The 11,930-nt window shown below is 43.9% G+C and carries 7 protein-coding genes and 6 pseudogenes; 6 read left to right on the forward strand and 7 right to left on the reverse strand.

The window, feature by feature from the left end:
- Positions 1–720: 720 nt before the first annotated feature.
- The 6 genes and pseudogenes from ACUN2T_RS18030 to ACUN2T_RS18055 form a co-directional block, all read left to right on the forward strand.
- A pseudogene (locus ACUN2T_RS18030) lies at positions 721–1,761 on the forward strand (IS630-like element ISPlu16 family transposase).
- A 69-nt stretch (positions 1,762–1,830) separates the two neighbouring features.
- Positions 1,831–2,220, forward strand: a pseudogene (locus ACUN2T_RS18035) (helix-turn-helix domain-containing protein); the annotation flags it as partial.
- 383 nt (positions 2,221–2,603) lie between these two features.
- A pseudogene (locus ACUN2T_RS18040) lies at positions 2,604–3,337 on the forward strand (IS982 family transposase); the annotation flags it as partial.
- 475 nt (positions 3,338–3,812) lie between these two features.
- Complete coding sequence (gene ltrA, locus ACUN2T_RS18045) at positions 3,813–5,162, forward strand: group II intron reverse transcriptase/maturase (protein ID WP_445494378.1); 1,350 nt, start codon at positions 3,813–3,815, stop codon at positions 5,160–5,162.
- A 25-nt stretch (positions 5,163–5,187) separates the two neighbouring features.
- The gene (locus ACUN2T_RS18050) at positions 5,188–5,763 is read left to right on the forward strand and encodes a group II intron maturase-specific domain-containing protein (protein WP_323840595.1); all 576 of its coding nucleotides are present in this window, start codon (positions 5,188–5,190) and stop codon (positions 5,761–5,763) included.
- Between the two features lie 79 nt (positions 5,764–5,842).
- Positions 5,843–6,010, forward strand: a pseudogene (locus tag ACUN2T_RS18055) (IS982 family transposase); the annotation flags it as partial.
- A gap of 104 nt (positions 6,011–6,114) precedes the next feature.
- On the opposite strand, the gene ACUN2T_RS18060 reads toward ACUN2T_RS18055, so the two are convergent.
- From ACUN2T_RS18060 to ACUN2T_RS18090, 7 genes and pseudogenes are all read right to left on the reverse strand, one after another.
- Positions 6,115–7,107 (reverse strand): nucleotidyl transferase AbiEii/AbiGii toxin family protein, encoded by a 993-nt coding sequence (locus tag ACUN2T_RS18060; protein WP_445494380.1) that lies wholly within the window; start codon positions 7,105–7,107, stop codon positions 6,115–6,117.
- Complete coding sequence (locus ACUN2T_RS18065; RefSeq protein ID WP_445494382.1) at positions 7,070–7,498, reverse strand: DUF6088 family protein; 429 nt, start codon at positions 7,496–7,498, stop codon at positions 7,070–7,072. The genes ACUN2T_RS18060 and ACUN2T_RS18065 overlap by 38 nt, the downstream gene beginning before the upstream one ends.
- Positions 7,499–7,759: 261 nt before the next feature.
- Positions 7,760–9,248, reverse strand: a pseudogene (gene ltrA, locus ACUN2T_RS18070) (group II intron reverse transcriptase/maturase).
- Positions 9,249–9,643: 395 nt separating this feature from the next.
- Positions 9,644–9,937, reverse strand: a complete 294-nt coding sequence (locus ACUN2T_RS18075) for a helix-turn-helix domain-containing protein (protein ID WP_445494384.1) — start codon at positions 9,935–9,937, stop codon at positions 9,644–9,646.
- Positions 9,938–10,188: 251 nt separating this feature from the next.
- A pseudogene (locus ACUN2T_RS18080) lies at positions 10,189–10,971 on the reverse strand (DUF4158 domain-containing protein); the annotation flags it as partial.
- A 290-nt stretch (positions 10,972–11,261) separates the two neighbouring features.
- Positions 11,262–11,447: a hypothetical protein gene (locus ACUN2T_RS18085; protein ID WP_149616212.1), complete on the reverse strand. Its 186-nt coding sequence runs from the start codon at positions 11,445–11,447 to the stop codon at positions 11,262–11,264.
- Positions 11,448–11,508: 61 nt separating this feature from the next.
- Positions 11,509–11,928 (reverse strand): type II toxin-antitoxin system YafO family toxin, encoded by a 420-nt coding sequence (locus ACUN2T_RS18090; RefSeq protein ID WP_445494386.1) that lies wholly within the window; start codon positions 11,926–11,928, stop codon positions 11,509–11,511.
- Positions 11,929–11,930 lie beyond the last annotated feature (2 nt).

Genomic DNA, 11,930 nt, shown 5'->3' on the forward strand with positions numbered 1-11,930 from the left:
ATCCAGAATTCGGGTTAATTAGATAAAGTAATTATTCCTGATCAAATATTGCACTTAATTTTCCTATAAAAAACATATAAAATATTAGGATTTCATTATGAACTACGCCAGAAAAAATTCATAAATTACAAAAGGATTTTAAAAAAACATGAAGATCCGTCCTGGCCGTGATTCAGTTCCTTGAAAACCGTCTGTTCGCGGATATTGAACAATATCAGTTTATTGGCTCAATTCATGAAATTCTTGACGGATTTATTTGTATTCATCTATGGAAAACTAAATAAAACCGTCAAGATAGACTGATGACTAAATAACTCTTCATAATTCTGCTACACATGGACTTTCTCAACCCATTGTTATACATAGAATTATAAGTGGTATAAGATGTAGCACTATTTTGGAAACTTATTTAGACATGATCGGGCGTATATCCATGACTGTTCAAGTAAGACAAAATACCCTTATATAGTCCAAGAAATATATTTAATGTGCGGTGACATAAACATTCATCATCACTTTCTTTTAATATCCAGATATGAAAGATCTTTTCTTTAATTTCACTCCGAAGTGTTAAGCCGTCTGCATAATAATCAAATGTCCCATTTTCAATTTTATCTCTAAATAACTTTTCAAAATAATAGATCACTTGGAGGGAACTCAGTCCGATTTTTGCGATCTGATCAATTGCGAAAAATCCCAAACCCCAACACGGACTGAGTGATGCCTATCATAGCACCTATACCTCAAGATGAATGCCAGAAAATGAGAAAACTTATCCATAAAACCCGTGATAAGAACTATTCCCGTCGATTAACGGCGTTATTGATGCTCAATGAAGGATTGACAGTGACTTATGTCGCCAAGACCCTTCATGCCGCACGCTCTTCCGTCAATCGTTGGGTTCAGTGGTTTACATTATATGGGCTGGAAGGACTCGAAAGTTTACCCGTTGGCCGACCTGTTGTCTGGGATCTCTCCCCGCTCTATAACCTCTTACTTTTCTTATTACAGCAATCCCCCCAAAAGTTAGGCTATCTCCGCTCTCGCTGGAGCCTTGAACTCATGACTCATACCCTCAATGAATTACTCAACCTCTCTCTGACGCAAAATGTCCTTTATCGTTACTTTGCTCAGGTGGGGATTGTCTGGCGTAGAGCGGCACCCACAGTGAAACAACCTGATCCCGAATACGATGAGAAAATGGCAAAGATCGCGGAAGCCAAAGCGAACATTTCAGAAAAACATCCCGTTTTTTATGAAGATGAGGTGGATATTGATTTAAACCCGAAAATCGGCGCGGACTGGTGCTTCAAAGGACAACAAAAACGGGTTATCACCCCGGGAAAAAACGAAAAACATTACCTTGCGGGCTGCCTTAATGCCCAAACAGAGCAAATCACCTATGTTAAAGGAGTAAAAAAGAATTCTGATTTATTTATCAAAATGTTAGATGAACTGAATCATCAATATCCCCATGCGGAAACCCTCACATTAATCTTAGATAACTACTGTATTCATAAAAGTCAGAAGGTAAAGGACTGGCTGGCATGACATCCAAAATTTACCCTGTTGTTTTTACCGGTCTATTCACCGTGGCTAAATAAAATAGAACGGTTATGGCAATCGCTCCATGAGACAATAACGCGAAATCATTGTTGTCAATTTATGTGGCAGTTACTGAATTATGTTGATGCCTTTTTGGCATCGTTTTCATCACAGCAAAAGCCAGGAAGACAAAAAATGGGTGTAGCACAATTATGAAATCTTATTTATACCCGTAATCATTGAAGATGCTTGATTTTATCCGAAATGGAGATCATTATCCTCGCTATGAAAATATTCATTACCGATGAACAAAAAGCTGAATTTGAACATCTCCATCACACCTGCCGTGATAAGAGGGAGTGTGATCGCATCAAAGCGGTTCTGCTGGCCTCTGAGGGCTGGAGTTCAGTGATGATCGCTCAGGCCCTGCGTCTTCATGAAACGACCGTTAACCGTCATATCAGCGATTACCTTAATCACCGCAAACTGAAACCCGAAAATGGCGGCTCTCAAAGCCATCTCAGCGAAACACAGACTCAGGCACTTATCGCTTATCTGATCGCGAATCTTCTGCCCACCACACAGGCTGTTATCCGCCTTGTCAAAGAAGAGTGGGATATCCGTTACACCGTTCCCGGCATGAATAAATGGCTGCACCACAATGGCTTCAGCTATTATCAAATCATTAATTCAATGAAGCAAAATAGCGAATTTTGGTGAATAAAATATAAAAACTCATGATGGATTTTTGATAATTCAGCATTAAGTTCCACCCAAAATTCCTCACAATCATTTTATTATATTTGGCTTTATGATCACGCCTCCCTTTGGAACAGAGCTGAATTTTCTAAGGAATATACTCATCATGAGCAAAAAACATGTTCACTTGAAACACATGTATTTAGTGAAGAATAAATTCTATCATCTTATTTCTATGAAAAAATTCCTTCTTATCCTTTTACTATTCTAACCTGAGGTTTGCTTAAGAAGGGAACTAAGTGCCTGAGGCACGATCAAAGTTTTTGTCAAAGAAAACAAAATCGTGGAGATCCTCAGGCATGTTTAATTTAGAAGAACTTTACTGCTGCGTCGATGACTTTTGCCAAAAATTTATTCCTCTCTGGCATCAACAGTTAATTGAACATGGTTTGCTCAAACGTCGCCGCGAAGCTTCCCTTTCTCTCAGTGAAGTCATGACGATACTCATTTTATTCCACATAAGCCATTATCGTGATTTAAAACGTTTTATATTCAGCATGTTAAACACTATCTTCAGGCCGATTTTCCCCGGTTGGTCAGCTACACCCGGATGTTAACCTTGAAGCAAAGGGCGCTCATTCCCCTTTGTGCTTTTCTTTCGTCACGCAAGGCTGAAACCCAGGGGATCGCTTTTATTGATTCAACTAAAATTGCCGTGTGCCACAATCTCCGTATTCCCCGTCATCGCGTATTTCAGGGCGTCGCACAGCGAGGGAAAACGAGTACTGGCTGGTTTTATGGCTTTAAACTTCATCGGGTTATCAATGATTGTGGTGAACTTTTGGCGGTTAAGTTGACCTCAGGAAATAAAGATGATCGTCATCCCGTCAAAGCACTGGTACAAGGGTTAACAGGGTGTTTGTATGGCGATAAAGGGTATTTGTCACAGGCTTTGTGCGATGAACTGGAAGCAGAAGGAATAACGTTAATCACTCATGTCCGTAGTAACATGAAGGCAAAAGCGTTATCTCTCTGGGATAAACTGATGTTAAGAAGGCGATTTTTGATAGAAAGTGTGCCGCAGGCATACAAACTAGCAGCATAGGGAATGCAGCCAGTATGTAGCATAAGCTCAGGAGGAGATGGAGGTCGGCCCACCGAAGTCTGCTGTCGGAAGCTGGCTTCAAACCCCCTCAAGCGGCTGTCGTAAAGAGCGGTGGTTGTGAGCGTTGAGGTCAGTTCGGCAGGTAGGGTACAAAGAGACGCGTAAAACCGAACCTATGTGGACGCGTTGTAAAGAAGAGAAGTGACATCAAAACCGGGGGCGTTTCTATCTTCCGGGATAAATCTGTGAGTGGACTCCGAATGCTGCGCAGGTGGTGTCCGGCGTAGAGTAGGCGTGACTTTGTATCGGGCTCTTTCTGGGAACTGCGGGAACCTGTCATCACGATGTAAAGGAAGAAATACAAGTCACTGAATTGACAAGTATGAGAGTACCGAAGCGTGATACAGGGGCGGAGCAAGCCATAGTAGCGATGAAGGACCGTAATGGGTCCAGCGCAAAGGGCTTGCCCCATTGCGCTGATAGCGGGGCAGCAACCACCGGCGACGAAGCCGGTGGGAGGACTGCTGCAAAGTCGGCAAAGCCATTTCCTGTCAGTAAGCGGCAGGTATGGGAAGCGTATAAGCGAGTGAAAGCCAACCGCGGGGCAGCAGGCATTGACGGACAAACACTGACCGGGTTTGATGAGAATGTGACAGACAATCTCTACAAGCTGTGGAACAGACTGGCTTCCGGCAGTTATATGCCCCCGGCGGTCCGGCGTGTGGAAATTCCTAAAGTTGATGGTGGAGTGCGTCCGCTCGGTATTCCTGCCGTGTCGGACCGGATCGCCCAGACGGTTGTTAAGCAGGTTCTCGAACCTGTGCTGGAACCGCTGTTCCATACGGACTCGTATGGTTACCGACCGGGAAAATCTGCCCACCAGGCGATTGCGCAGGCGAGAAAACGTTGCTGGCAGTTTGACTGGGTGGTGGAAGTGGATATTAAAGGCTTCTTTGATAATATCGACCACGCACTATTACTGAAGGCGGTGCGGCATCATACTCAGGAGCGCTGGGTGGTGATGTACATCGAACGTTGGCTGAAAGCACCGGTGCAAATGCCGGATGGAACAATACTGTCACGGGAGCGTGGGACGCCGCAGGGCGGTGTGATTTCCCCCCTGATCTCGAATTTGTTCCTGCACTATGCCTTTGACATGTGGATGCAACGTCAGTTTCCCGGCGTCCTCTTCGAAAGATACGCGGATGATGTGGTATGCCACTGTCAAAGTCAGTTGCAGGCCGAAGCAGTAATAAGTGAACTAGGCCAGCGGTTTGCGCAATGTGGACTGGAGTTGCATCCTCAGAAGACCCGGGTAGTTTATTACAGGGATGCCGATAGACGGGGGAATTACGCAGAGACGCGCTTTGACTTTCTGGGCTATACATTTCGGCCCCGTTTGTCGAAGAATCGTTGGGGTAAGACCTTCGTTAACTTCAGTCCGGCGATAAGTGCCAGGGTAGGGAAAGCAATCCGTCAGGAGATAAGGAGCTGGAAGCTGCAAAATCGCAGTGACAAGTCACTTTACGATCTGGCGCATATGTTTAACGCCAAAATCAGAGGCTGGATAAATTATTACGGTGCATTTTATAAGTCGGCGCTGTACCCAACGCTGAGGCATATCGATCGCAAACTCGTGTTATGGCTGACCCGCAAACATAAGCGTCTCCGTGGCCATAGACGACGAGCCAGCCACTGGCTGGCGAGGGTGGCGCGGAAGGAAACGAAGTTGTTTGCCCACTGGCCGCTACTATGGGGGCGGCTTCAATGGGAAGAGCTGGATGAGCTGAGAGGTTCACGTCCGGTTCCGTGAGCACCTGAGGGGGAGGTTCCCTCGGGTGACTCGACGACTGGTTCACTGCCAGAGTGAAGCGCAGGCCAGAGAAATCTGGCAAATGCTGGAACACCGTTTCAGGGAATGTGGACTGTTACTGCATCCGGACAAAACCCGGATTGCTTACTGTAAGGACGTTGAACGAAAGGGAAAATATGAACAGACCAGTTTTGATTTTCTGGGATATACCTTCAGACCAAGGTTGGTCAAGAATCGTAAAAGAAACAGTTTGTTTGTGAGTTTTACACCGGCAGTCAGCAAAGCGGCCCAAAAAGCCATGAGATTCAAAATCCGTAAGTTGAAGATCCGAATGCGGACAGAACTGAACCTGATACAGATGGCAAACTGGCTAAACCCCATGATAAATGGCTGGTTGAACTATTATGGTCAATTTTGTCGATCGGAACTGTATAAGGTTTTCAGGCAACTCAACAAAGCGCTGGTGCGCTGGGTTAGACGAAAGTTCAAGGCATTGAGCAGACACAAAACCCAAGCCTCAAAACTTCTTCAAAGGATTGCAAAGGAGCATAAGGGGTTGTTTGCCCATTGGCGAGCAGGAATGACAGGCGTGTTTGCTTGATGGGAGCGGTATGAGTCGAGAGGCTCACGTACCGTTCTGCGAGAGGCTGCGGGGGCAGTTCCCGCGGCCTACTCACCCGATTAATGGGCAATTAAAATTAATTTCTCAGATAGAGCATTCGCGCCACCGAAGTATAAGAGGATTTATGTTGACCGTTTTAGGTGGACTGATTGCTTACTGCCTTAAATTGAAAAAACCATCACTGAAAGTTTTCTACTCAGAAGAAGATTTCTCAATGACGGCTTAAGCAGAATTCGGGTTAATTAAAAAACAAAATAACTGCCAGCTATTGTATTATACAATACAATAGCTAATATCAATCTTTTAAATATAATGTTGGTAATTCATTAATTAACGAAGATGGTCTCTATTTTTATCCATCAAACTGACTTTATCTAATATTTCAGTTGAAACTTTCTCAAAAGTAGTAAAACAGGTTTCGAAGTCGTGGGGCTGTTCATTGTAAACCATAGGATCTACATATGTTTCGAAACGTTGAGCATACTTTTCATGATTTTTTATCAATGACAACGCATATTTCATTTCATCAAATGGATTGTCAGTAAATTTCGGTTGTTTATTACCATATCTTGCAACATCCTCAGATATAACTCGATTAAAGATTGAATACACAATCTCTAAATCTAGCTCGTAATTGGATTTAATTAGATGTACATCGTAAATATGCCTTACCAACGTTTCATCATCCTGTTCTTCGGGGTTACGCTCAGCTAATGCTGTACGTCTAAGCATAGATACAATTTTTTCAACAAAGGTGGATTCAATATTAACGCATAAGAATTTTTTTACTTCTGAATCACGTCTATATTGCTCAGCAACCAGAGAAGCAATCGGGCGAGGTTCTGGTTTTTCAAACAGAGTCGTTTCCATTAACTCAAGCTTAATGATAGGTCTTAAACATGGTGCTATCTGATATTGTTGAGGGTATTTAATTTCAACCTCTATATATCTGTATTCATCACGTTTAATAATTTCACTAGCAATACTAAAAGCTCCGTCAGCAACAATAAGAGTAAGAAGCTGTTCATGAAAACGTTTTCGTATTCTTTTACGTTCAGAACGGCTAATAGACTGCCAGTCAATATCATTATAGGGTATGATTTTAAGATCAACATCTTCGGACATTCGCATGATTTCAATGTGCGATTTAGCTAGTGCTGAGCCTCCACTAAACACCATTACAAACACGTCAGATTCAGCATTTGCAATCAAATTTAATAGATGGACTACCCAGTAATCTTTTTCAATAATTGCCGGGTTATTTATTCCTAATGCAAATGCAACTTCAGTAAACTCTTTTTTCAGTTGATCTAACTTTTCCATTTATTATTTTTCTGCCTATTTGCAAGCGAGTGCTAAATCTCCGAGGATCAAATTTAAATCTAATTGATGCCGGGATTTGTGTAATTTCACCTTTCATAAATTTGAGAGTTAAATCATCAAAAGTAAAATCAACTTTTTTAAGTTTTAATACTTCTGAAACAATTGAATCTACACCGCCAGGTTTTGCTGGAATAGGCTCACCTGTTAATGTACTCACCCTAGCTTTTGTGTATAAACCATGACCAATTTTTATAAGTAAGCCGTTCTTTATCAACCGATTAAACCCTCGACCAACTTGATCATAGCTAGCTATATCGGAAAAATCTTTACGTTCAAAAACATAACGCCTTGATTTAAATAATCTCTGCTTCATCTTTTCATAAGAAGTCATAACCCCTCCTTTCTAGATACAGAATTGCTGCATCTAGAAATAGCATAATACGACATAAACTGACATTCAAGCAAAATAAAAATTGTTATAAATCATTTAATTAATAAATGTATCTAGCTAAGGAAACCATGCTGACCATAGAGCCAACATCTGGTAATGTGCAAGATGAAATGGAAAGCCATAAACTGGTCGCGGTAGGAATAGCCGTTACCGGCTACCCCCCGCACAGATCCGGACGTGCGCTACTAACGCATCCGGCTCCTACCTCGGGTGTTTGGCGTAAAAGCGCTGCAAAGGATAAGGATGCACAATTCGGGGGGGCGGTATCCATTTATTCACCCGCTGACTGTAACGGGCCCACGTCATTTTGTGCCGCTGGCTTCGCCGTCTCAGTGACTTCAGCCACATCCGCTTCACTTCTTCCACAAATTGACACAATGCTCTACTGTTGAAGGGGACGCCATAGTAATTGATGTGCCCTTCTACCACTCGTTTCAGCCACCGGCCCGTTTCTTCCGGGCGGTTGTGCAGCCGTTGCCGCAGCCCCTGTTTTATTCGCTTCAGTTGTGTTTGACGCCGTTTTCGTTGAGTTTTGCGCATCACCGCATCCTTGCCCGTGTGTAATCGTCCTATATAATGCGTAAATCCCAGAAAATCAAACTTCCCCGGCTTGCCCCTCTCTGGTCGCTCCTCATATTGCTTTAACGCAAAGCGGCCAAATCGTACCAGCCGGGTCTGGGTGTACCTTCAGCCCAAACTGCATCAGACGTCGTTGTAGCAGGGATTGGCACGCCCGAGCATCCTGATGTTTCTGGAAGCCCAGAACCGCATCATCGGCATATCGGATCATCACTACCTCTCCTTGCGCCTGCTTTCGCCATGCGTTGAGCCAGAGATCAAGGCTGTAGTGCAGATAGATATTCGCCAGCAGTGGCGATATGACAGCACCTTGCGGCGTGCCACAATGCGACTTCTGTCGGTGACCGATCCCCACCGTAACCCACTGCCTGATTAATCGCACCATCCGACCGTCCCTTATCCTGTGCTGAATAAACCGGATGAGCCAGTCATGTTCCACGGTATCGAAGAACCGACTGATGTCCAGATCCAGCACCCAGTTGACTTTCCTCTCCATAACGGCCACATTCAGCGCGTCCAGAGCATCGTGCTGCCCTCTGCCCGGTCTGAACCCATACGAGAAGCCGAGAAAATCGGTCTCGTAGATTTGATTTAAGACCGTGACAGCCGCTTGCTGCACGATTTTGTCTTCCAGACACAGGATACTCAATGGCCTTTCTGTCCCGTCTTCTTTCAGGATCATCACCCGCCTTGCCGGCTGGGGCCTGTATTGCCCCCGATGAAGTTTGCCGTGGAGCGCATGGAGGTTATTTTGCAGATTTTCTGCCTAGTTTTCCCATGTGATACCATCGCGGCCCGGAGCAGACTGACGTTTAAGTTGCTGAAAACTCTGACATAAAAGTTCTTCACTGATGTGATGAAAAAGGTGAGTAAACTGTTGTTTTCTATCCCTCTTTGCTGCTTTTCGCACAGCCAGCAGGCGTAACGTCGTATTTCCCCGGCTCTGTGTCCGGATACGGGCGCACTGTTGGCTGTTCCCCTTGGTCGGGAGCCTTCCCTCCATCAATTCCGCCACATTGTTCTCTGTTTTGTTCACTGATTTCTCCGGTACTATACTCCCGTCCAACTTCCTGAACTCCCTAAGGCTTCTGCTTTGACACTTAGACCTTATCGTCCCAACTGCTCACGATGGGAAACCGTTCAGGATCTCCCAGGTTCCGCGCGACGAACTTCCTCACATGCACAGGGTCTCCGACCCCGGGAGGTATGATCAGGTTTCGCCAATACAACCTGACCATTATAGGTTTCCGCCTCGCTTAACTGCGTCACCACCTCCGATTTACCGATTTCGTGGCTCAATACCTGGCCTGTGAGTGCCTTCGCTAACACTTCACGACAGGAGTTACCCACAGTCGCGCATAGCTAAAGGACCGGGCGAGTGGCTAGCTCTTACCCGGAAGGGACTTTCACCCTCTGTTCTATCGCCAACTTGCCTGGCGTACTAAGCATAGGTTTTCGCCCCACTGGCCCTCAAACCCGTAAGCCGTGGTTAAACTATTTGAGACATTAGAGGGTTTTTAGAGAATTAATAGTGCGTTTTATATCCTTTAATGCTTGTTCATATTCCTGATTTTTTTTTCTTAATGTAATAATTAGGTTATTTTCAAACCCATCAGAAAAGTTATTTTTGTATAAAATTAAAATTTGTTCGGCGAAAAAGTCATCGTCAGTGTAAAAATAACATTCCGGTACATCTAATATTTTAGCTATCTGACACGCTATTTCATACGGAGGAAATACAGTTCCTTTTTCATATCTGCTGATTTTTTTTCGTGCTTGTTCTGAATCAATGATTCCCAATGCCTCTCCGACTTCTCGTTGAGATAGGCTTCGCGCTTTCCTGGCCGCTATCAATCGCTGTGGCTTCATATGTAAAAATATAAGTAGTTTCCATTACTTCACCTTAATTGTTTTTTACCATTGTTCCAGAATGTGCGTAAGACCCACTAAATGACCCTTACAACCACATAATGAACCCATTCGGATTTATAGGTGACGCCGTAACATAAAACCAAGAGAATTTCTTACACAGGAACAGTGCAAATTCATTCATCTTTTACGGCAAAGGTGGTGCCTTCTCGCGCGAGTTTCAGCAACCGGTTCTGGTGAACGGTTCTCTCCACACCTTCCGGTAGCGCCAGAGCTTCAATGGCGTTAAGGCGATCTATATGTTGCAGTACATTCTTTCCATTGATCTTTCCCGGAGGCTGAAGCAACCACGTTAAACGGGAGATTTGTTTTTCAGTTGTCACCAGTAGCGCATCAAACGCTGATTTATGCGTGATACCAAGATGCGCATTCAACGTGGTATAAACCGCTTTATCACCCAGTGTCATTGCTTCAGCACAGGTACGTTCCACAACATCAATACCTGGAATAATAATTCGCTGTTGATGCAGATGCTTCAGTAATTCCTCGGCGATAAGTATGCCCCGATCGGTCCTGGTAGACAGAGGGAGCAGATGCTGGATGCATTCTTTCTGAAGTGCCCCATTAAAGGCCTTCAGTTCCAGATACCGATACAGTTCCCCCAAGTGCTCGCGCCGGGTTGTATCACGGCCGGAAATATATTCCTGCCAGAGTCCTGCTGAAAGTTTAAGTCGGGAACCGATAATTTTGAGCAATTCTGCGGATGGGGACGATTTTTTATCCGGGGCAAAGCCTACATTTTTCAGATAGCAAAGAAGGACGGCAAAACCAAACCGGCTGGCAGGTTTACGGTGAGCATTAATAAATGCCAGATCCTGCTCACTGAAATACGCCATTCGGGTCAGCGTTAACTCATCCTCTGGTAATGCCAGTATATTCGAAAGGAGGAACTGGATCGCCTGCAAGGTAAGTTATTCGATAACGAGTCTGAATAGGCAGGTCAAACTAATTGAGCTTAGTAAAATCAGATGGCAGACTAAACATGATTCTCGTTCGGTCTGCCTTTCAAATACTGAAAAGGATTTACAATTGAATCTCCATAACTTCCCATTTAGTCCAAGTTTTTCCCATAATTATCTTTCAATTCCCTGTCAAATATCTTACTTATGATCATGATGTATCAAAATGTTTCAGATTTGCCACCCTTGACCTGTGTGACCTCGCAATAAAAAACCGCACATAGCAGCATAGCTGATCAAATATCAGGATTTTCAAAAGAATTGACTGACGTATATTCATTATGCTTTACCAAAGTCCCTTCGATAGTCAGCGTAGCTTTTTCATTGAAAATAAGAATGCTGATAACTCTCAGCAAAGAAACAATCACTCTTAATTTACTGGCATAGGAGCCATTAAACGTTATGTCTAAACCGGTATTCACAATAAAACCCCATAAAAAAACCTGCCGAAGCAGGTCTATATTTTTTTTCTTGGTAAAAGGATTATGCGCTGACATGATTAAGCAATTTCAATTCTTGCTCACTTAGGCACTGGAAAGAATCTTCTACCATGCGAATAAGTCTACTCATGAGCTTATCAATACGTGCGTGAGCATCAGGTATCACCACGGCGATAACTTGATAATGATTTTCGTAATACCAATGTTGGGCATAAACCAGATAATTGTCACTTTTCCTGTTGTGTAACATAACTTTCGCCGGCCACGGTTTTTCATTTAAGGGGCGAATATGTAATTTCCATATCCCTGATTCCATAGCCTTCATGTTGAACTCAAAACGTCCCTGACACCCAAGCCAACCCGAAACCTCTTCTGCATCGCTCAGATATTTAGCTAACATGGACGCGTAATCATAAGCGGCTGCGTTGAAAAGCAGATCTTCTGCCACACTGACATAGACCATGC

This window comes from Photorhabdus machadonis (assembly GCF_052657765.1).

What these genes read in the sequence shown, in the direction of transcription:
- ACUN2T_RS18060 (WP_445494380.1), bottom strand. Translation starts at nt 7,107, where the DNA reads ATGGAAAAGTTAGATCAACTGAAAAAAGAGTTTACTGAAGTTGCATTT.
- ACUN2T_RS18065 (WP_445494382.1), bottom strand. Translation starts at nt 7,498, where the DNA reads ATGACTTCTTATGAAAAGATGAAGCAGAGATTATTTAAATCAAGGCGT.
- ACUN2T_RS18090 (WP_445494386.1), bottom strand. Translation starts at nt 11,928, where the DNA reads ATGGTCTATGTCAGTGTGGCAGAAGATCTGCTTTTCAACGCAGCCGCT.